The 20,397-nt window shown below is 50.1% G+C and carries 19 protein-coding genes; 16 read left to right on the top strand and 3 right to left on the bottom strand.

Annotated features, from left to right (window positions below; translation table 11 throughout):
* Positions 1-4 precede the first annotated feature (4 nt).
* The gene (locus tag AC3RCL_RS17095; protein WP_340966297.1) at positions 5-760 is read left to right on the top strand and encodes a siderophore biosynthesis protein; all 756 of its coding nucleotides are present in this window, start codon (positions 5-7) and stop codon (positions 758-760) included.
* A gap of 14 nt (positions 761-774) precedes the next feature.
* Here AC3RCL_RS17095 and AC3RCL_RS17090 read toward each other — a convergent pair whose 3' ends face one another.
* Entirely contained in the window at positions 775-1,656 is an 882-nt protein-coding gene (locus AC3RCL_RS17090; RefSeq protein WP_340966299.1) for a helix-turn-helix domain-containing protein, read from the bottom strand.
* Positions 1,657-1,781: 125 nt separating this feature from the next.
* On the opposite strand from AC3RCL_RS17090, the gene AC3RCL_RS17085 reads away from it, so the two are divergent.
* The 13 genes from AC3RCL_RS17085 to AC3RCL_RS17025 all read left to right on the top strand — a co-directional run bounded on the left by AC3RCL_RS17085 (position 1,782) and on the right by AC3RCL_RS17025 (position 16,603).
* The gene (locus AC3RCL_RS17085; protein WP_015735002.1) at positions 1,782-2,564 is read left to right on the top strand and encodes a phytanoyl-CoA dioxygenase family protein; all 783 of its coding nucleotides are present in this window, start codon (positions 1,782-1,784) and stop codon (positions 2,562-2,564) included.
* Between the two features lie 192 nt (positions 2,565-2,756).
* Positions 2,757-4,505 carry a histidine kinase gene (locus AC3RCL_RS17080; RefSeq protein WP_492530915.1) on the top strand — a complete coding sequence of 583 codons (1,749 nt, stop codon included), beginning with the start codon at positions 2,757-2,759 and terminating at the stop codon, positions 4,503-4,505.
* Complete coding sequence (locus AC3RCL_RS17075) at positions 4,505-5,848, top strand: response regulator (protein ID WP_492530913.1); 1,344 nt, start codon at positions 4,505-4,507, stop codon at positions 5,846-5,848. The genes AC3RCL_RS17080 and AC3RCL_RS17075 overlap by 1 nt, the downstream gene beginning before the upstream one ends.
* Before the next feature lie 121 nt (positions 5,849-5,969).
* Positions 5,970-7,691 carry an extracellular solute-binding protein gene (locus tag AC3RCL_RS17070; protein WP_492530911.1) on the top strand — a complete coding sequence of 574 codons (1,722 nt, stop codon included), beginning with the start codon at positions 5,970-5,972 and terminating at the stop codon, positions 7,689-7,691.
* Positions 7,692-7,775: 84 nt separating this feature from the next.
* A complete protein-coding gene (locus AC3RCL_RS17065; protein WP_015735006.1) occupies positions 7,776-8,666 on the top strand; it encodes an ABC transporter permease in 891 nt (296 codons plus the stop codon).
* A gap of 20 nt (positions 8,667-8,686) precedes the next feature.
* Positions 8,687-9,574: a carbohydrate ABC transporter permease gene (locus AC3RCL_RS17060; RefSeq protein ID WP_015735007.1), complete on the top strand. Its 888-nt coding sequence runs from the start codon at positions 8,687-8,689 to the stop codon at positions 9,572-9,574.
* 24 nt (positions 9,575-9,598) lie between these two features.
* Positions 9,599-10,885, top strand: a complete 1,287-nt coding sequence (locus tag AC3RCL_RS17055) for a Gfo/Idh/MocA family protein (RefSeq protein WP_340966305.1) — start codon at positions 9,599-9,601, stop codon at positions 10,883-10,885.
* 269 nt (positions 10,886-11,154) lie between these two features.
* Complete coding sequence (locus AC3RCL_RS17050) at positions 11,155-11,688, top strand: hypothetical protein (protein WP_036663307.1); 534 nt, start codon at positions 11,155-11,157, stop codon at positions 11,686-11,688.
* Positions 11,689-11,950: 262 nt separating this feature from the next.
* The gene (locus AC3RCL_RS17045; RefSeq protein WP_452520559.1) at positions 11,951-13,108 is read left to right on the top strand and encodes a type III polyketide synthase; all 1,158 of its coding nucleotides are present in this window, start codon (positions 11,951-11,953) and stop codon (positions 13,106-13,108) included.
* The gene (locus AC3RCL_RS17040) at positions 13,095-13,817 is read left to right on the top strand and encodes a methyltransferase domain-containing protein (RefSeq protein ID WP_192572104.1); all 723 of its coding nucleotides are present in this window, start codon (positions 13,095-13,097) and stop codon (positions 13,815-13,817) included. The genes AC3RCL_RS17045 and AC3RCL_RS17040 overlap by 14 nt, the downstream gene beginning before the upstream one ends.
* A 59-nt stretch (positions 13,818-13,876) precedes the next feature.
* Positions 13,877-15,028 (top strand): NAD(P)/FAD-dependent oxidoreductase, encoded by a 1,152-nt coding sequence (locus tag AC3RCL_RS17035; protein ID WP_492530906.1) that lies wholly within the window; start codon positions 13,877-13,879, stop codon positions 15,026-15,028.
* 146 nt (positions 15,029-15,174) lie between these two features.
* Entirely contained in the window at positions 15,175-15,720 is a 546-nt protein-coding gene (locus AC3RCL_RS17030) for a DinB family protein (protein WP_492530904.1), read from the top strand.
* A gap of 85 nt (positions 15,721-15,805) precedes the next feature.
* Positions 15,806-16,603 (top strand): polysaccharide deacetylase family protein, encoded by a 798-nt coding sequence (locus AC3RCL_RS17025; protein ID WP_492530902.1) that lies wholly within the window; start codon positions 15,806-15,808, stop codon positions 16,601-16,603.
* Positions 16,604-16,708: 105 nt separating this feature from the next.
* Here AC3RCL_RS17025 and AC3RCL_RS17020 read toward each other — a convergent pair whose 3' ends face one another.
* Both AC3RCL_RS17020 and mscL read right to left on the bottom strand, forming a co-directional pair.
* Positions 16,709-17,155, bottom strand: a complete 447-nt coding sequence (locus tag AC3RCL_RS17020; RefSeq protein ID WP_015735015.1) for an OsmC family protein — start codon at positions 17,153-17,155, stop codon at positions 16,709-16,711.
* A gap of 208 nt (positions 17,156-17,363) precedes the next feature.
* On the bottom strand, positions 17,364-17,762 hold the full coding sequence (gene mscL / locus AC3RCL_RS17015; RefSeq protein ID WP_015735016.1) for a large conductance mechanosensitive channel protein MscL: 399 nt from the start codon (positions 17,760-17,762) through the stop codon (positions 17,364-17,366).
* Positions 17,763-18,253: 491 nt separating this feature from the next.
* Here mscL and AC3RCL_RS17010 point away from each other — a divergent pair, with 491 nt between their 5' ends.
* Positions 18,254-19,750 (top strand): Lsa family ABC-F type ribosomal protection protein, encoded by a 1,497-nt coding sequence (locus tag AC3RCL_RS17010; protein WP_492530899.1) that lies wholly within the window; start codon positions 18,254-18,256, stop codon positions 19,748-19,750.
* A gap of 167 nt (positions 19,751-19,917) precedes the next feature.
* Positions 19,918-20,292, top strand: a complete 375-nt coding sequence (locus AC3RCL_RS17005; RefSeq protein WP_375119678.1) for a VOC family protein — start codon at positions 19,918-19,920, stop codon at positions 20,290-20,292.
* Positions 20,293-20,397: the final 105 nt, after the last annotated feature.

Raw genomic sequence — 20,397 nt, 5'->3', positions numbered from 1 at the left:
AGCTATGAATATATCGGAATCTCATATTCGTCCTTTTCCGGCTTACGAGGATGTATTCGAAGGCGACGTGGAGCGGTACAGGAAGCATTTTCTTCCGATTCTTTCCCTGAATCTGAAGTGCCTGTTTCCGGGCGAGGATCAGTGGCTGCACTTTGTGTCCGTCAAAGAAATATACGACGGCAGCGTTGGCGAAGAAACCGCGTCCGAACACCGGCCGTATACCAAGGAGGATATGCTTGGTTTTGATGTAGTGAACGGAAAATACCGCTTTGAAGCGGATTGGAACTACTTTTTGCTCGAGCAGGAACCGGAGCATGAGACGCTGGCAGAAGCGTACGCCGACAATGAGCGGGACTTTATGGCCCGCAAGCGGTTCTATGAAGAGAAGGGGCATATTTTCCCTTACTCGTCTTTTGGTCGTGCTGCGGAATCTGCGGACGCGCTGATTCAAGAATTCAAGGAAAAGCAGGAGAAGGGCTGGGGATTAAGCTTCCCGGAGATCCATGGTCTGCTGGATGACATTGGCTTTATGTCAGAAGAGGTACAGCGGGATCTGCAGGAAGAGGGGGAATCTCTTGAGGACTGGCTGCGCTTCGAGCAGACCAATCTGTCGCATGTGCCGCGTACGCCGGAAGGAGAGACTTTTACCTATGTCGGCCGGTTGACGGGATATTATTTTCAGGCGTACGGAGCAGACGCGCTGTATTTGTTCTATTCGAAGAAGCTGGGCAAGGCCGTCGTTTGTTTGGAATATACTTGAGCTGCGGCTCTCGCTCAATGATCTGTCCCTAAGAACCATTTGGCACGATAAGCCGCAGGAGAGATGCCTTTGAATTGGGTGAACAGCCTTGTGAAGTAATGAACGGAAGAGAATCCGGTTCGTTCCGCAATCAGCTTGATGGGATCATGGGTTTGCTGCAGCAGAAGCTCGGCTGCCCGGATCCGTTCGGTGCGAACCATGGACGAAAAGGATTCATGGATGCTGCCCGCAAGCAAGCGGGACAACTGCCGCTCCGACACGTTGAGGTATGTCGCCACTTCCGGCAAGGATAACGGTCCGCTCAGATTATCTCGAATGTACAGTTTTGCCCTTTGGACAAGCTGCACCGTGGTTGAGTAGCTCGGAGCCGCATCGAGGTTGCGGGCAGCCCCGAACAGGGCAGGGAAGGATTCGAGCAGCGCATGCGCAAGTTTGGGCAGAAGCGAAGCAGGCAGCGAGTCTTCGGCTTCCGAACGAACCAGCATGGATTTCCATAATTGGATGGCCGGCGATTCGCTGGCAAACTCGGTCCAAACGGTACATCGACGAAGCGCTTCCAAATATGCCGCCGTAACATCAGTGGCTGATGGTTTCTCCATTGCGTCATATGCCACGAACAACAGATTCAGATCGTGAACGTCCTTGATCTGATGGAGCTGACCTGGACGTGTACAGAAAGCGACCCCAGGATATAAGGGGTAAGTCCTGTCGCCTTCGAGATACACGCCGGTTCCGCCGTTTACATAACAAATTTCAACGAAAGAATGCCGATGCAAGGAATTGGCCGTCAAATGACGAACGGTTCCCCAGTAATGGACAAGGAACGAGAGGCTCTCGCCTTCTAACCGGCCTGCAAAACGATTAAGCCGTTCCTCGCTTTTGCTCCAATGGTACAAGGCAATAACAGCTCCCTTCTGGCGTAATTTTGCAAAACGTCGTCTTTCCCGTGCAAATACGATCCCGCTTGCCCTCACTATAATTAAACTAGATATTCCATAAAATATCGAGAGGGTGCATGGCGATGATTGACGAGAAGGATGTGCAATTTTACAAAGAGAATGGGTATTTGCTGGTCCGAGGCGTTTATAATCAACAGGAAGTCGAAGATATGCGAACGGCCGTTGAAGGGATTATCCAAAGGGCGGCACGCGCCAAATCGGATCAAAACCATGCATGGCAGGGCGATTTCCTGCCGCCTGAACAGCTTAAGAAGCTGGTTCTGAAAGGATTTCACGACGTGCAATATCATGATGCCGCTTTCATGCGTGCCGCGATCCATCCTCGAATGACCGAAGTGCTGAACGGGATCATCGGACCGAACGTGCAGCTGCATCACTCCAAAATGCTGGTTAAGCCGCCTTCTAACGGGGCCGCATTCCCCATGCATCAGGATTATCCGTATTTCCCTCATCGGGATCACACGATGCTTGCTGCCAGCGTTCATCTCGACGACGCCGATATGGAGAACGGCTGCCTCTGCGTTGTTCCCGGCTCTCATAAGCAGGGCGTATTGCCGCATGTCGGCGCTTACTATTTGAACCATAAAGAGCATCCTTTATCTTCGGGGACTCCATGTCCGGCCAAGGCAGGCGATGTATTGTTCTTCAATTACTTGACCATCCATGGGTCGGACGTGAACCGGAGCGAGCGTACGCGCCGAAACATCCTGTTCCAATATCGCGATGCTTCGGATGTGCCGACCGCGGATGTTCACTTCGATTGGGGCATGGGCTTAATGGTCAGCGGAACCAACCCGGATTTTAACAATGTGAAGCCGAAGTATGAAATCATCAGTGCGAAATGACCACATAACAGCACCGATCCCTGTGCTGAATGATAAACCAGCTTAAAAGCCCCTTACGGGGCTTTTTTTTATGCCTGGAACTCATGACTGTCATGTTTGCACCTAATATGTAAAAATAATTCGTTGTAATGTCAGCCGGCCCCCCTATACTAGATGATAATGGATGGAGTGATAACGAATTGGGGGAAAAGCATGAAACTTCAGGCTGCGGGCAAAGCATCGAAATGGTTTGTTTATCAAAAAATCGTCATCGTATTTATCGTATTGTTACTTCCTCTCATCTCGATGAATATTTGGTTGAATTATAAGGGAATGTCCGTCACCAAGGAGTCTATCTTGAACTCCGCGGCCGCGGGTGCGTCCTTCTATTCCACGCAGCTCGATAAAGAAATGTATTTTATCCGGAATTTGCAGCTGCAGCTGTTAAATGACAAGGATCTGCAGAAGCTTAGTTTCCGAGGCAGCATGCTGGAGGATTACGAAGAGGTGGAGCTCATCGACCAGGTCAGGGATCGGCTGGCAACCTTGATGGTTTCCAGCGAATATGTCGTGAGTGCCGGCGTGTACGTGAAGGATGTCGGGAAAACGATCTCGACCACGACGGGGGTGACCAATACCCCGAACAAGGAAATGGAACGGATATCGTCCATGATGGCGGTGATGCCCAAGCCTTCATTCTATAGGAGCGGTGACCGGATCTTTCTGATCGAAACCGAAAACAACGGGGCTGTCTGGTCATACATCGAGATTTCCCGGCCCAAGCTGCTCGGGGCTTTAAGCGAAATCGCCAAGCTGTATCCGGAATCCGAAGTCCTTCTGGGGAGTAGAGAAGGCAGCACCATCTTGACGACGGCGCCTGCGGCCGATGAGTCAACAGAGATCTTGAATCATGTCCTGGACAAGCCGGATACGGATCGAAATGCGCCGGAGACGGGGGAATTGGGAGGCGTAGATTATTTTATCATTCAGAATGAAGTCGGCTCGCTGGATCTGTCCTTGGTCATGTACGTGAATCAGAATGAAATTACCCGCCCCATAAGCCAATTCATTACCTGGTTCTATACGCTGTTTATCCTTGCCGTGATTGTGATGGTGCTCTATTCGTTCTCGGTCAATCTGATGATCCACAGGCCTTTGTCCAAGCTCGTTAAAGCCTTTCATATGATCGAAACCGATAATTTGAATATCCTGATCGAGTCCAGAACCAAGGATGAGTTTCATTACGTGTTTAACGGTTTCAACAGGATGGCCTTGAAGCTTAAACAGTCGATCGAAGAAAACTATGAACAAAAAATAGCACTGCAGCACTCGCAGCTGAAGCAGCTGCAATCCCAGATTAACCCGCATTTTTTATATAACAGCTTTTTTAATGTGTATATGATGTGCAAGGTCGGAGATTCGGATAGTGCGGCGGAGCTCTCGCAAAAGCTCGGCAGCTATTATCAGTACATCACGAGAAGCGGCTCCGACGAAGTGCCTTTTTATACGGAATACAGGCATGCTCTGGATTACTGCGACATACAGGGCATTCGCTTCTCGAACCGGATTTCATATGAGCATAGGGAATTTGCGGACATTCCCCAAGGTATCACCGTACCGAGACTTATTGTTCAGCCGATCGTGGAGAATGCGTTTGAGCATGCATTCGAGGATGGCATGGAGGAAGGCATGCTGTACGTCAGCGCTGATTATCGGGAGGGCAGACTGCGTATCACGGTGGAGGACAACGGGAATTTGCTTACGAATGAGATGCTGCAGCGTCTGCGCGGCAAGCTTGCCATGGATTCGAAGCATGTGGAGCAGACCGGATTGGTCAACGTGAACAACCGGCTTCAGCTCAAGTATGGGCCCGGCAGCGGATTATCCGTCTCGCGCAGCGTCCATGGCGGTTTAAAGGTGGATTTGATCATTATGATTCATGAATCAGAGGAGGCATCGTGATGTACAGACTGTTGATCGTGGACGACGAGCCCGTCATCGTGAACGGCTTGGTTCAGCTTTTTCAGGAGCAAACGCAATACGACCTGGATGTATGGAAAGCCTATTCCGCCAAGGAAGCGGTGGAGATCGCCATGAGAGTGAAGCTGGACATCTTGGTCAGCGATATACGAATGCCCCATAAGAACGGGCTTCAGCTGATTGACGAAATTACGTATTATTGGCCGCACTGCCGAATCATTTTTCTGACCGGTTACAGCGAGTTTGAATATGTGCACGAAGCCCTGCGCAAGAACGTGGATAACTACATCCTGAAAACCGAAGGAATCGATCCGATCTTTCAAGCCGTCCAAGAGGCTTCCTCCAGGCTGGATGAAGAGAACCGACGCAGAATCCAGGCAGAAAAGGCTAAGATGCATTTTCAAATGGCCGAGCCTCTGCTCAAGCGCGAACTCATACAAAAGGCATTGAAGGGGGAAGACCTGGGTTCCCTGTTGTCGCAGCCCCGTTATGAAGAGGTGGGGTTCGGTATCGACGCAGATCGGCCGGCATTCCTTCTCGTTGGAAGGGTCGGAATGGCCCCGGAGGCCAAGACGAAGAATGCGGTGCAAGCCGTTCAGATGATGTTCATCAACGACCTGCCCAGCTCGTTTGCCTGCGAGCATGCCGTACTGGATGAAGACTTGCTGGTATGGCTGCTGCAGCCGGGCGAGGAGCTTCTGGACCGTTATCGGAGGTTTGAGCCGGAGGACTTGCTTCATTGGCAGGGCATGATGTCGTATATGAGGGGCATCCTGGAGCAGGTGCAAAATGAGTGCGAAGAGCTGCTTGGCGTTCAGGTTTCTTTCGGGATATCGGGCAATCTTCTGCATCAATGGAACACGGCGGGAGAGCAGCTTCATGCTTTGCGGACCATGCTGCACAGCAGGGCGGCGCTGGGACAAGAGATGGTCGTTGCCGATATCGAAAAGGCCAAGGAACACGAAGCGATGATACATGGAAACAGCCAGTTGAGGCAGGATGACATGAAATTCGATGTGATCGACCGGATTCACAGATACATACTGGAGCATATATCCGGGGACGTTTCGTTGACCGCCATAGCGGAGGAAGTGCATTTTAACCCATCCTATCTTTCGCGCTACTACAAGCAGCTGACAGGTCAAAATCTGCTGGAGTATATTCAGGCGAAAAAGATGGAAGGGGCGCTTCATCTGATGCAGCATACGAACATGAAATTACAAGAGATTGCCGTGCGGCTCGGGTTCGAATCCCCGTCGTATTTCACGACGTTTTTTAAGAAAAAGATGGGCGTAACCCCGCAGGAATACCGAAATACACAATAAGTAAAAAAAGTGAAAGGGATGTAAAAAACTTAAAATTGATAGCGCTTTCGTGCGGAATCTATAATGATATCTAAGCAGCACGGATATCAAGAATATGCCAGATAAAGGGGATATAGCCATCATGAAATGGACCAAACTAGCGAAAATGATGTTGATTAGCACGATGACGCTTTCGGTAATGGCGGCATGCTCGAATCAGGGGAACGAATCGGAGGGGACACCGAACAAAACCTCTGCCGAGGAGACGAACTCCAATACGCCGCCGGATCCTCTTGGCAAATATCCTGAAACGGTAACGGTCACGCAAGTGCTTGGCTACAATCCGCCCGAGGACCCGCGGACGCCGCAAGGGATTACGCCCGAACAGAATGCTTACTTCAAAGATCTCAAAGACATGCTGAACATTGAAGTCCAGTACAAATGGACGGTGCCTTCCAGCCAGTTCGAGCAAAAGTTTTCATTAGCCATGGCTTCGGCGGATCTGCCGGACATTATGGAGCTGGACCAGAAGAACTTCGAGAAGCTGAAGAAGCAGGACATGCTTGCCGATCTCACCCAAGCTTATAACGACTTCGCTTCGCCGGCATTGAAAAAATACATGGAATCCGACGGCGGTTTTGCGATGAAGACGTTTACCTCAGACGGAAAGCTGCTCGCGATTCCCGGTTTCGAGGATCCGTTCCTGTCCACCCAGCTGCTCTGGATCCGGAAGGACTGGCTCGATAACCTGAATCTGCAGGCGCCGAAAACGATGGATGAGCTGGAGCAGGTTGCTAAAGCCTTTGTGCAGCAGGATCCCGATCAAAACGGCAAAAACGACACCTACGGTATCGCCATGCAAAAGAATCTGTTCTTTTGGGGCTTTGACCTGAGGGGCTTCTTCAATGGATTTGGCGCTTACCCTTCCATCGGGGACAATCAATCGGCCTGGATCAAGGACGACAGCGGCAAGCTGATCCCCGGGCTCATACAACCGGAAGTCAAGACCGCGCTGGGCAAGCTGCAGTCCTGGTACAAGGAGGGAATTCTGGACAAAGAATTCGCCTTGAAGGACGAGAACAAGTCCGTTGAAGATATTACGGCAGGCAAGGTGGGCATTTCTTACGGGGAATGGTGGTATCCGAACTGGCCGTTGAATCTGAATGTTGACAAGGATCCCAAGGCAGACTGGATTGCCCTTCAGATTCCCGGACTCGACGGGCCGGGCAAGTCCATGGTTCCCAAAATCCGCAGCAACAAACTCGTGGTCGTGAACAAAAAAATGAAGAATCCGGAAGCCGCCATCAAAATGATCAACTTCTACATCGAGATGGGCAACAAGAAATACATGGACCAGAACAAAGCGGAAAAAGGATACGTCTATAATTGGTTCAACCCACGGATCTATAATCCGGCACAAATCGAAACGATCTATACGGAAGTAAACAAGGCTCTCGATGCAAACCAAACGGAAATCACGCTGGATGACGAGAACTACAAAAATGTGGCGGACGTCTTCAAGGCGACAAAGGATTATCTTGCAGGCAATACCGCGAATGCCTCGAAAGGCGTAAACTGGGGCCAATATTTCAGCCGGGCGGCGAAAGACGGCGGCTGGGGCATGACGCGGCAAATCAAAGAGAATCATGCTTACGTAAATAACGAGTTCTACGGACTGCCAACGGCAACTCAAGTCGAGAAGGGCTCCCAGCTTGATAAGCTGATGCAGGAAACCTTCACCAAGATCGTCATGGGGGCTTCGCTGGACGAATTCGATAAATTCGTTCAGAGCTGGAAATCGCTGGGCGGGGATCAGATCACCCAGGAAGTCAATGATTGGTACGGCCAGCAGGGCGCCAAATAATCTTGGATTGATAAAGCGGGAGGAGAAGCCCTTGAGGAAGCCGGCAGACTCCTCCCGTTTGAAATGGACGGGGAGGTTTCATCTGTGAGAACGCTGAAAAAAGAATATTTGCTGCATTTGATGCTGGTGCCGGGAGTCATTGTCACGTTGATTTATGCATACGGGCCCATGGCCGGCCTTGTGATGGCCTTTCAGCAATTCGAGCCGCTGGCTGGGTTCTTCCGCTCGGATTACGTCGGATTCGATAATTTCCGCTATGTCTTCGAACTGCCCGATTTCAAGCAGGTTCTGTGGAATACCATCGTGATTTCCGTATTTAAAATGGTTTTGTTTTTACTGGTGCCCCTGATATTGGCACTGCTCCTCAACGAAGTCACGCGAAGATGGTTTTCGCGCTTTATCCAATCCGCCATCTTCCTGCCGTTCTTTCTGTCCTGGACCGTGCTCGGCGGCGTCATCATCGAATTGTTCTCCTTGAATGGTCCGGTGAACGGCCTTCTGGGCGCGCTCCATATGGAACCGATCATGTTCATGCTGGATAATAACTGGTTCCGCGGGATCGTCATCGGATCGGATGTATGGAAAGGGATGGGTTACAACATGATCGTCATGCTTGCAGCCATCACCGGAATCCATGCGACGCTGTATGAGGCAGCAGAAGTAGACGGAGCCGGAAGATGGAAGCAGATGATTCACATCACGCTGCCGGGCATGGCGCCGATTCTCATTTTGCTTGGCGTGTTGAGCCTTGGCGGCATTCTTAACGCAGGTTTCGAGCAGATCTTGATCATGTACAACCCGACGGTTTATGAAGGGGCGGATATCATTGATACCTTCGTTTATCGACTGGGCATGTTCAGCCAGCAGTTCGGTCCTGCCGCCGCCGTCGGTTTCTTTAAATCCGTCATCTCTCTGGCGCTCGTGGCCGTGACGTACTATGCGGCTTACAAATATAACAATTATCGGATCTTTTAGGCCGGAGTGGAGGTAGGAAGATGCATAAACCAACGATCAGCAGAAGACTGTTTGTAATCACGAATACGCTGGTGCTGTCCCTCATCACCTTGCTCGGTATCATTCCGTTCGTTCATTTGCTCTCGATTTCGCTAAGCTCGAATACAGCCGCAATGGCGGGAGAGGTGAGACTCTGGCCCGTGGGCTTTAACCTGGACGCTTACCGGTACTTGGGCGAAAAGGTAGAGTTTTTCCGTTCGTTCCGCGTCTCGCTTACCCGGGTCGTGTTGGGGACGGCGGTGAATATGCTTCTTGTATTCATAACGGCGTATCCATTATCGAAATCGAATCATCAATTTAAGTTCCGTACGCCGTATGTGTGGTTTTTTGCCATAACGATGTTTTTCGGCGGGGGATTGATTCCCACGTACATGGTCGTGAAGAATACCGGACTCATCGACTCCGTGTGGGCTTTGATTCTGCCCGGAGCGCTTAACGTATGGAACATGGTTCTGATGCTGAACTTCTTCAGGACAATCCCGAAGGAGCTGGAAGAAGCGGCAACGATTGACGGTGCGGGACACTGGAGAATACTATGGCGAATTTACCTGCCGGTTTCGCTGCCGTCCATTGCGACGATCGGTCTGTTCACCATCGTGGGGCACTGGAATGCTTGGTTTGACGGTATCCTGTACTTGAATTCGCCGGAAAAATACCCGCTGCAAACCTATTTGTCCACCCTCATTATGTCGATCAATTCCCAAATGACCTCGATTTCGATCGAACAGATCAAGGCGATGGAGAATTTGAGCGAAAAAACGCTTCGAACGGCCCAAATCTTCATGGGCGCACTGCCGATCATGGTCGTGTATCCGTTCCTGCAGAAGTATTTTGTCAAAGGGATGACGGTCGGAAGCGTGAAAGAATAAGACCTACGGAGGGAGAGGAAACGGATGAATAAAGTGAAGGTCGCCCTGATCGGAGCCGGACTGCGGGGGATCAATTATATGGACTATGCCCTGCAGCATCCCCATGAGATGGAGGTGGTCGCCGTCGCAGAACCGAATCGGCAGCGGAGGGAACAGTTTCAAGTAAGGCATGGGCTTAAAGACGCGGCATGCTTCGAGAACTGGAATGATTTTTTTACAGCACCCAAGGTCGCGGACGCCGTGTTCATATGTACCCAGGATAAGCAGCATTTCGAGCCGACAATGCGGGCGCTTGCGGCCGGCTACCATGTGCTTTTGGAAAAACCGATGTCTCCGGATCCCGAAGAATGCATCCGGATGGGTGAGATGGCTTCGCAGGCCGGTTTGGTATTTTCGATCTGTCATGTGCTTCGGTACGCGCCGTTTTTTTCCACCATCAAGGAGCTGCTGGAGCGAGAGGCTATCGGCCGATTGATGTCGATTCAGCATAACGAGAACGTGGGTTATTGGCATCAGGCGCACAGCTTTGTGCGGGGGAATTGGCGGCGGACGGAAGATTCCAGCCCAATGATACTGGCCAAGTCCTGCCATGATCTGGATATGCTGCTCTGGCTTGCCGATTCGGATTGCGTCCGGGTGTCCTCCTTCGGCTCCTTGAGCCATTTTACGGCTGCACAGGCACCGGCAGGCGCACCCAAGCGCTGCTTGGACGGATGTCCGGTCTCGGATGAGTGCCTCTATTATGCACCTGATCATTATTTGACCGAGGACACGAATTGGCCGACCTCGGCGATCAGCGACGATATGAGTTATGATGCCCGATATCAAGCGCTGCTGGAGGGGCCGTACGGCAGATGCGTATACCATTGCGACAATGACGTGGTGGATCATCAGGTCGTCAATATGGAGTTTGCCAACAGCGTGACGGTCGCCTTCACGATGAGCGCGTTTACGCGAGATGTCAGCCGCACGATCAAGCTGATGGGAACCCGCGGGGAGATCCGCGGAGCCATGGAGAAGAACGAAATAGAGATCATTCACTTTGGCAGCGGGAAGGTCGAGCGAATTTCTTTTGCGGACCGGGGCGGCCATGTCGGCCACGGCGGCGGAGATATGGGTCTGATCAAGGATTTTCTGAGATTGGTGCAAACGGGAGGAAACAATCAAGGACTTACATCGGCAAGCCGTTCCGTTCAAAGCCACCTTATGGCATTCGCGGCTGAGCAGTCGAGAGTGGATGGAAGGATCATCTATCTAAATGAGTTTGCGCAGCAGTTCAGTACGCCTATCAGAACGATGTCGGGGAAATAATGTTTAGATCTTGAAGCCTGATTGCAGTCGCAATCAGGCTTGTTTGATATAGTAAAGAAAAGACGCCGCGCCCAAGCACCTGGATATGGTAAAATAAACCGGGTGCCATATCAAAAAACAATCTACGGTGCATAAACCTGAACTTGGAATGGAAGAGGCACTCCGAAACACGGATGATCATCGATGGCATACGACCAGCCGGCCAAGAGCCGCTAACGGAACTTGGCCGAATTTCTTGAACGGTTGTTCAGCTGATAGGAGGACGATTTTTGAAATATCTGAAAGATGTTCAGGAACCGGGAATGGGGACCTGGTATTTTGAAGTGGATCACGACGGAACGGCTTACAGGCAGATGGTTCATGATGAGGACGGCAGCTGGATCACGTCGAACAGAAAGCATGACTCCCGTCATTTTTTGCTGGCGGAGCATCCGCTTGATCCGAAAGAACCCTATTATGAAGAAATCAGTCAAGCTGCATTCGAAGAGCTCTGGCAGAAACAGCTTTTGGTCTGGATGGAGGACTGGCAGCGGATCCAGCGCATGTTTCCTATCGGCGCACGAGTAGAAGGCTGGATCGAGGCCTTTTTTCCGCAAGGCACTTTGATTCATTTGCTAGAGCCGCATGCGGTCGGTTTGACGGACACCTCCGCTCTGGAAGCCGGTACCCCTCCCGAATGGATGTACCCTCGATATCGTGTGGTTGCCGAGGTATCCGGTTACGACCAATCCAACCAATGGGTTCTTCTTGCCCATGCGGAAGTTCTGGGAAGTCAGGATGACGAAGCTGAACCCGGCAAGTAATATAACCGTAGATCCATTGCGTTCATCCGTTCAGGATCAACAGCCATTGCTTTTCCTTTGATGACAAGGATCGTCGAGTCTGAAAAACCACGTGATCGTGGTTTTTTTTTGTTTGCGGATGCGATTTTACAAGTGATTTGGTTTGAATTGGATATGATTTGCCATGTTCGGGTTATCCTAACCTCAAATAGAAGTTAAACGAATTCAAAAAGCCCCCGGGTGGGTAATCATGTATAATTCCAAGACTGCAGGAGGTTTGAGCATGAAGCAAACAAACGGTAGATCCGATGTCGCGATTCTCGGGATGGGCACGGCATTGCCGGTGCATTCCGTAGCTCAGTCGGATATCGCAGAATTAATCGCATCCACGCTGCAGGACAGACCCGATCTGGCCCGCTTTGCCCGAAGAGTATTTCGATCCTGCGGTGTCGAAACTCGTTATACTTGCGAATCCAACTATCTGGATCCCTTGGAGAAGTGCCGATATTTGAACTCCCATGACGCGTCCGTCATTCCGACAACCGAAGAGCGTATGGATACATATAAGAGAGAGGCCCTTCCGCTTGGCGTGGAAGCTGCCGAGAAGGCATTGAAAGATGCCGGCATGTCTCCGGATCGAATTACGCATCTCATAACGGTCAGCTGCACGGGTCAATACCAGCCGGGGATGGATGTTCTGTTGATCCGGAAGCTGGGGCTTTCTCCGCGGGTCAATCGCTTGCCGTTAATCTTCCAAGGCTGTGCCGCTGGTCTTAAAGCGATCCAAATGGCGCGGGATGTTGTGAGCGGGGCGCCGGGTTCGCAGGTGCTGGTCGTGTGCGTCGAGCTTTGCACGCTTCACTTCCAGCCGGTTCGGGAGAGGGAAGCATTGTTTGCGGCCTCATTCTTCGGCGATGGTGCCTCGTCCTGTGTCATCGGTCAGCCGGAAGCAGAGCATCGGCATTATGTGGAGCTCGGCACGGGATATTCCGTCCTGCTCCCGGATTCAACGGAGGATATGACGTGGGAGGTAGGCAATACGGGCTTTGATCTTTTCCTGTCGCCGCGTATTCCCAAATTGCTCGGTACTCATCTGGAGGATGAGCTTCGTGTTCTGCTGGGAGGCGACAAGCTTCCGGAATTATGGGCGATCCATCCGGGCGGCCGGGGCATCGTAGATTCGGTGCAGGAAGTAATGCGCTTGACCGACGAGCAAACCCACTACAGCCGGGAGATTCTAAGAACGGCAGGCAATCTCTCCTCCGTGACGATTATGTTCGTGCTGAACGCGATGCGCCAGAAGATGAAAGAACGTAATGAAGCTTCGACGGAAGGAGTAGCCATGGCTTTCGGACCTGGCTTAACGGCGGAGCTTATGCGTTTTACCTATGTAAAGGCTTATGCGCCATCGGTAAAGGAGCAGGACCATGTCCTTCTTTAGAACACTGTCGATCCGGGCACAAGAAGATGAGCTTATGGATGACTTCACCATGGGCGGAGAAGAGCTGAGCGAAGCGCTCCGGCATTTAAGGCGGTTGAATCGCATATTCGCGGCACCGGGCCCGACCTTGGACGGCGTGGTGAAGCTCTGGAAATCGATCGGCTGTCCGTATACCCTTAGCATCATGGATGTTGGCGCGGGTTCCGGCGATGTGAACCGGAAGCTGCTGCAATGGTCGGATCAAATGGGCGTGGAGCTGAGCATTACCTTAGTCGATGTGACGGAAGAAGCTTGCGAAGAGGCGAGACGGCTGTTTCGTCATGAACCGAGGGTTCATGTACGCCGCGCGGACGTTAAGGAACTGCCCGATGCGTCGGCTGATATCGTGACCGGATCCCAGTTCATCCACCATTTTCAGGGACAACAGCTCATGGAGATCGTGTCGCATATGCTGCGAACCTCCGTTCATGGCGTCGTCATTAACGATATCCATCGGCATCCTGTGCCTTACGCGGCCGTCTGGATCACAACGCGTCTCATCTCACGCAATCGTTATATTCGTCACGATGGGCCGTTATCGGTTGCCAAGGGGTTTAAAGGGAGAGATTGGAGAGAGCTGAAAGAGCAGCTTAATCACGCCACTTTGACCTATCGATGGAAGCCATTGTTCCGCTATTCCGTTGTTATCCCGAACGATAGGAAGACATAATCGGTTGCCGAAACCGATGATTAAATTCTTCATGCAAGCAAAAAGGCGGGTGTTCACATATGTCAAAGCAAGCCGATGTGATGGTCATCGGCGCGGGAGTTGCCGGCACGAGCTGTGCCCTGCAGCTTGCCAAGCAGGGGCATCGTACGATCCTGCTGGATCGCCAATCCTTTCCGCGCCACAAAACCTGCGGTGAATTCATGTCCCCAGAGACTCGAGAGATGCTGGAATATCTGGGTGTCCATCTTCAAGTCCAAGAGGTGAATCCCGCTGCGATGAATCATGCCTCTATCGTGATGCCTCATGGCGGCGTCATCACCGCTCCGTTACCGGGTAAAGCTACCGGCATCAGCCGTTACGAGCTGGATCGCCTATTGCATGAGAATGCCTTGAGCGCGGGTGCGGAGATTGTAACGGGGTCTACCGTGACCGAGATCCGGAAGCGGGGCGATCATCGATATGAAGTCGAAACGAGGCAAGGGAACGAGCAGATTCGGTATGAGGCAAGAGCCGTCATTGGAGCCTACGGCACTAAGAAGCCGCGCGGTGTTGCTTCAGCCGAAACATATCGCGATGATACCGTATATGTCGGTGTCAAATCGCACTTTGCCGGCATCACAGTGCCTTCCAGGGTGGAGTTGTATTTTTGCGATGGCGGTTATGTCGGGATATCGCCGGTCGAGAATGGGAAGGTCAACGTGGCTGCATTGCTGACCTTGAAATCGGTACAAGGAAGCGGCAAATCGGTACCCGAAATTCTCAAAGCCGCATCGCGCTCGAACAATAGGTTAACTGAACGATTGGCTGAAGGAGAGGCGGTTGAGGGCACCCAGGTATCGATTGCCCCGCTTCGTTTATCCGACAAACCGGAACCTTGGTCGCAATATCCGCACATCGGCGATGCCATGCTGATGCTTCCGCCGCTTTGCGGAGACGGAATGTCGGTTGCCCTGCGTTCATCACTGCTGTGCTCCGGCTGGACCGACAAATATTTAAACGGAGAAATCAACTTCGCTCAATGGCAAAATCAGTACACGCACGACGCCAATCGCACCTTTGCGCAGCTGCTTCGAAGGGCGAGAAGAATTCAGAATCTGGCTTTTGCCAAAAGCAATCGCTTCTATCCCGGCATCGTCCGAATGATCCCCGGACTGGCATCCTATGTCGTCAAAGCCACCCGTTTATCCGAATCGGGCATGGGCACCAGATAAGCCGCATCCTTGCGGCTTTTTTGTTTGCTAATGTTCAGACCCATGGATTGACTGGTGATAAACAATAGCTTATTATATCCCTATATTAATAGACGAATATTAATAACGTCTACATTAATGTTAAATCGATAGAGGAGGGATGTAATATGCAGGACGAAAATAAGGCTAACCCGCCTTGTATCCTTCGAAACACCCTTGATTTCCAGTTCCAAATCGCTTGGCAGTTGCTTGATCTGCATCTCACGGGCCTTCAAGACGAGGAGTTTTTTTGGCGGCCTGCCTCGATAGGGCTTCATGTTTATCGCGAATCTGGAATCTGGCGCGCGGAATGGCCGGAATCCGAGGAGTATGACATCGGCCCGCCCAGCATATCCTGGCTGACATGGCATATCACCTATTGGTGGACGATGGTGCTGAACCATTCGTTTGGCAAAGGGACGATGACCCGCAACGATATCCATTCTGCTGGGAGCGTTCAAGAGGCCAGAGAGCGGATTAACGATTTGAGACTGCGGTGGGAACGTGAAGCGGCGGCGTTGACGGACGATGCTTTTCTTTCGACGGAACGAACCCGGTGGCCTTTCACGGATCAACCCTTTCATAAGCTGGCGGCCTGGCTTAATATCGAGCTGATGAAAAATGCGGCTGAGATCGGCTATGGTCGCTTCCTATATGCCGTAAACAGGAAATAATAGATGTATCCCCGGTGTCAATCATCGTATAATGAAACTTAATAGGATATGATGCGAGTCAATATCTTAAATGGGAGGAACTTGAATGCGCATACAATATGACCGTTTTCCGAATGGCGCCAAGAAGGCACTGACGCTTAGCTTTGATGATGGCCGCGAACATGATCGAAAATTGGTCAAGAAGCTGAATGAGTACGGAATACGGGGCACGTTTCATTTGAACAGCGGAACGCTTGGCAAAGACGGATACATCGACCCTTCGGAGGTGGCATCCTTGTACCGGGGGCATGAGGTATCCGCGCATACCGTGGATCATCCCTTCCTGGAGCAAATACCTACCGAACAAGTGGTGGAGCAGGTCGTAGAGGACCGGAAAACGTTAGAAGCTTTGGTTCATTACCCCATTAAGGGAATGAGTTATCCGTTCGGCACTTACAGTGAACAAGTGGTCGGCCTTTTAAGATATGTCGGCATGGAATACGCTCGCACGGTAAACAGCCATGGCTCGTTTCATAAGCCGGATGATTGGCTTCGTTGGCATCCGACTTGTCATCATAAAGAAATGGTGGAATACGCGGAGAAGTTCGTGGATATGCAGCAGATTTTCTCCAGGATGGCCATCCTGTACGTGTGGGGCCACAGTTACGAGTTCGAGAACGACCGGAATTGGGATCTCGTGGATCGATTCGGGGACATGATCGGCGGCCGGAATGATATCTGGTATGCCACGAATGCCGAGATCTATGCATACTGCAGTGCCTTGGACCAACTTCGCTTCTCGGCAGATAGCCGAATGATCCATAACCCCAGTGCCTTAAACGTGTGGATTAGCGTAGACGGCGAGCCTTTAGAGATCAAAGGTGGTCAGATGGCGCGATTGTAGATTTGGAAAGTAGAGCCCAGCATAGACTCAAGTTCTTAAGCATAAGATAAAAGAGGGATGCAGGACTGCTGTGTGCAAGTCTTGCATCCCTCTATGTACATGAGTTCAGTTTTCGATGACGATGCGATTCAGCTTAAGATTCACCGGCGCAGCAATCGTATCGCCCACAGGGCATTTACTCTCCAGGAATGCCACGAACGACTCCACCTTATCGGCGGGCGATGGTGTCTTGATGTAAAACGTATATCGAATGTCGGAGTATCCGGGGCGCACCTCGGAGCGGTTAAAAAATCCGTCCAGATCCAAGTCGCCTTCGACGTCTACCCTGAAATCCTCGAGCACTACATCGAATTTCGGCGCATAAACGCGGGCCACGATCGATTGGCATGCACCCAAGGAAGCAAGCAAGGCTTCGACGGGATTCATTCCGGTATCCGTACCGCCGAGACTTTGAGGCTCATCGATGACCAGCTCGAATTGTCTTGCTTTCGTTATGACTTTTACCCCTTCTTGCAATTGAGCGGTAGCTTTAAACGTTTGAACATTTGGCATGTGGAATCTCTCCTTTTCCGGGCAGCCCAAGGTTGGACGGTTAATTGCCATTTAAAACATACTATATTAGTAGGGTTAGTATGAATTATAATTCTAGCGATTCGGATCTGTCAATATCATATAAGGTCGGGATCGCCATGTTATCCGTAGTGGATCAAAAAAAAGAACGTGTTTTCATCTTGAAAACACGTTCTAGTGGAATCCTGTTTTATTTTTCGGAGGCCTGGTTTTGCTGTTTCAGCAAATCGCGAATCTCAGCTAACAAAACTTCTTCCTTCGACGGAGCCGGCGGTTCTTCGGCTTTGGTCTCTTCTTTGCGTTTGAAGCGGTTGAGCGTGCGGATGAACATGAATATCGAGAAGGAGACGATCAGGAAGTCCACGACGGTTTGAAGGAAGACTCCGTAAGTCAGCGTTGCGTCCCCGATGGTAGCCTTCAGCCCTGATAAATCCACACCGCCAAGAAGCAAGCCAATCACCGGCATAATGATATCGCTCACGAGCGAGGATACGATCTTGCCGAAGGCTGCCCCTATGATCACCCCAATGGCCAAATCCAGCACATTACCCTTGAGTGCGAAGGTTTTAAATTCTTTTAACAAATTCATAATCGGTCACCTGCTTTTCGATCCATATGATTAGGCAGCTAGCTGCCACTCGAATTATCCTAACAGCAACCCGCTATTTGCGCAAGATCGGAAAGTCGGATATGATCCATGGCCTTCGTTCAGAATTTAGATATGGCGAGACTCCCGAGCAGGTTGACCAATGGGAGGTTTTCATGTTAAATTTTTTTATATTCGGACTATAATGAGTGATTATACAGAGGAGGGATAAAGCGATGACTGAATTAGAGGTTGTAGATGTTTATGTGAACCTGTCGAAACGGGGAACACTAGACAAGGTTCACATCATAAACAATCAGATACCGGAACTTTATCCTTCTATATTCATATACAGGCATGCTTAGCGATGACTTGATCAATCGCTTGGTTTCTTTATGGTATAGTTAGGTTAACGTTAGCGTGGATAGCACCGGGGATCTGGTGTTATTCGCGCTTTTTTCGTTCTGAAATATCGCCATAGAGGAATGAGTAAAATGTCATTAATTAATGTAACGAACCTAACCTTTGCTTATGAAAGCAGTTATGATCCTATATTCGAGAATGTGAGCTTTCAAATCGATACCGATTGGAAATTAGGATTTACCGGAAGAAACGGCAGAGGGAAAACCACGTTCTTGAACCTGCTGCAGGGCAAGTATGAATACAGCGGGAATATTTCGTCCGCCGTGAGCTTCGACTATTTTCCTTACCATGTCGAGCACAAGGATTATCTTACCCAGGATGTAATCGAAGAGATTTATCCGGAGTATGTTCATTGGCAAATCGTGCGCGAGCTTAACCTGCTGAAGGTATCGGAAGATGTTATGTACCGGCCTTACGCATCATTGTCGAACGGAGAACAAACCAAAGTGATGTTGGCGGCGCTCTTTACCAAAGAGAACCGCTTCCTGTTGATTGACGAGCCGACCAATCATCTTGACATGCATGCGAGAAAATCGGTCAGCGACTATCTCAACAAAAAAAGCGGGTACATTCTGGTATCTCACGATCGAGCATTCCTGGATGACTGTGTCGACCACATCCTGTCCATCAATAAAACCAATATCGAGATTCAAAAGGGCAATTTCTCCGCATGGTGGGAAAATAAAAAGCGACAGGATCAATTTGAGCTCGCCAGTGACGAGAAACTCAGGAAAGACATTAAACGAATAACCGATTCTGCCAAAAGAACGGGAAATTGGTCGCATGAAGTAGAAAAAACGAAAAACGGCACCAGAAATTCCGGCTCCAAAGTCGATAAAGGCTATATTGGCCACAAGGCAGCAAAAATGATGAAACGCTCGAAAAACCTGGAGCAGCGGCAACAATCCGCTATTGAAGAAAAATCGAAGCTCCTTAAAAACATCGAGAGCTCCGAGAGTCTTGCGATTTCCCAGCTCGAGTATCACAAAAAGCAGCTGGCCGAGCTGGAGAATGTATCCATCTCGTATGGCTCCAAGACGGTGTGTGAGAACGTAAGTTTCACGATCGAACAAGGGGAGCGAATTGCCCTTTCGGGTAAAAACGGATCAGGAAAATCCAGCATCCTGAAATTAATATGCGGAGAAGATCTGCAGTACACGGGACATCTCAGCAGGGATCGTCAGCTGAAAATATCCTACGTATCCCAGGACACCTCCCATCTTCGGGGCAGTTTGTCGGATTATGCCACCAGCAGCGGAATTGACGAGAGCCTGTTTAAATCCATATTGCGGAAGCTCGATTTCTCGAGGCTCCAATTCGAAAAGGATATTTCGACTTATAGCGGGGGACAGAAGAAAAAGGTCCTGATCGCCAAAAGTCTTAGTGAGCAGGCTCATTTGCATATTTGGGATGAACCGCTAAATTTTATTGACGTTATTTCCCGTATGCAAATAGAAGAGCTATTGCTGGAATATGCACCGACCATTCTGTTTGTGGAGCATGATCGTGCATTTTGCGAAAATGTCGCAACGAAAATCGTTGAGCTTGAAGGCAATCAAGAAGCATAATTTCAAAAAAAGCTGTCCGCTCATTAGCGGCAGCTTTTTTTAGATTAATTCGCAATTGAAAAGAAATATGTATACATCTGGCATGTTATGATCTGAAGAGACAAGGAAGTCATAGAAGCAAGCTGGTTTTAACATTTCATTTACTTATACGAGGGAGTGTAGAATCGATGATTAGCAAAGTTGGTCAAATTATGGTGTATGTATACAATCAGGATCAAGCCGTGAAGTTTTGGACTGAGATGCTGGGATTTGAAGTTATCGCTGAAGAGAACAACGGTGAAATGAGATGGATTGAAATCGCTCCAACGAAGGAAGCAGAAACAAGCATCATTCTGCATGATAAGGAGCTCGTAGCCAAAATGTCGCCAGAATTACATTTGGGCACACCGTCTTTAATGTTGTTCACGGAAAATTTCGATGCGCTGCATCGTCATTTAACCAGCCACAATATCACGGTCGGCGAAGTGGTACATTTGCCTTCCGGCAGAGTTTTCAATTTTGCGGATGTGGAAGACAACTATTTTGCTGTCATGGAAAAATAAGATGAACCGTTCCAGCAGATCAACCATTGATCATATGGATGTAAAGTCGCCTATTTGGCGGCTTTTTTGTATGAAAGAAATATCCCTGCTGAACTATGCATTAGC

Source organism: Paenibacillus sp. MT86 (assembly GCF_058792535.1).
The sequence above is the reverse complement of the archived record's forward strand: the minus strand, read 5'-3'. Positions and strand labels throughout refer to the sequence as shown.

Coding starts and splice junctions, on each gene's coding strand:
- AC3RCL_RS17095 (WP_340966297.1), top strand. CDS start 5: ATGAATATATCGGAATCTCATATTCGTCCTTTTCCGGCTTACGAGGAT.
- AC3RCL_RS17085 (WP_015735002.1), top strand. CDS start 1,782: ATGATTGACGAGAAGGATGTGCAATTTTACAAAGAGAATGGGTATTTG.
- AC3RCL_RS17080 (WP_492530915.1), top strand. CDS start 2,757: ATGAAACTTCAGGCTGCGGGCAAAGCATCGAAATGGTTTGTTTATCAA.
- AC3RCL_RS17075 (WP_492530913.1), top strand. CDS start 4,505: ATGTACAGACTGTTGATCGTGGACGACGAGCCCGTCATCGTGAACGGC.
- AC3RCL_RS17070 (WP_492530911.1), top strand. CDS start 5,970: ATGAAATGGACCAAACTAGCGAAAATGATGTTGATTAGCACGATGACG.
- AC3RCL_RS17060 (WP_015735007.1), top strand. CDS start 8,687: ATGCATAAACCAACGATCAGCAGAAGACTGTTTGTAATCACGAATACG.
- AC3RCL_RS17055 (WP_340966305.1), top strand. CDS start 9,599: ATGAATAAAGTGAAGGTCGCCCTGATCGGAGCCGGACTGCGGGGGATC.
- AC3RCL_RS17045 (WP_452520559.1), top strand. CDS start 11,951: ATGAAGCAAACAAACGGTAGATCCGATGTCGCGATTCTCGGGATGGGC.
- AC3RCL_RS17040 (WP_192572104.1), top strand. CDS start 13,095: ATGTCCTTCTTTAGAACACTGTCGATCCGGGCACAAGAAGATGAGCTT.
- AC3RCL_RS17035 (WP_492530906.1), top strand. CDS start 13,877: ATGTCAAAGCAAGCCGATGTGATGGTCATCGGCGCGGGAGTTGCCGGC.
- AC3RCL_RS17030 (WP_492530904.1), top strand. CDS start 15,175: ATGCAGGACGAAAATAAGGCTAACCCGCCTTGTATCCTTCGAAACACC.
- AC3RCL_RS17025 (WP_492530902.1), top strand. CDS start 15,806: ATGCGCATACAATATGACCGTTTTCCGAATGGCGCCAAGAAGGCACTG.
- AC3RCL_RS17020 (WP_015735015.1), bottom strand. CDS start 17,155: ATGCCAAATGTTCAAACGTTTAAAGCTACCGCTCAATTGCAAGAAGGG.
- mscL (WP_015735016.1), bottom strand. CDS start 17,762: ATGAATTTGTTAAAAGAATTTAAAACCTTCGCACTCAAGGGTAATGTG.
- AC3RCL_RS17010 (WP_492530899.1), top strand. CDS start 18,254: ATGTCATTAATTAATGTAACGAACCTAACCTTTGCTTATGAAAGCAGT.
- AC3RCL_RS17005 (WP_375119678.1), top strand. CDS start 19,918: ATGATTAGCAAAGTTGGTCAAATTATGGTGTATGTATACAATCAGGAT.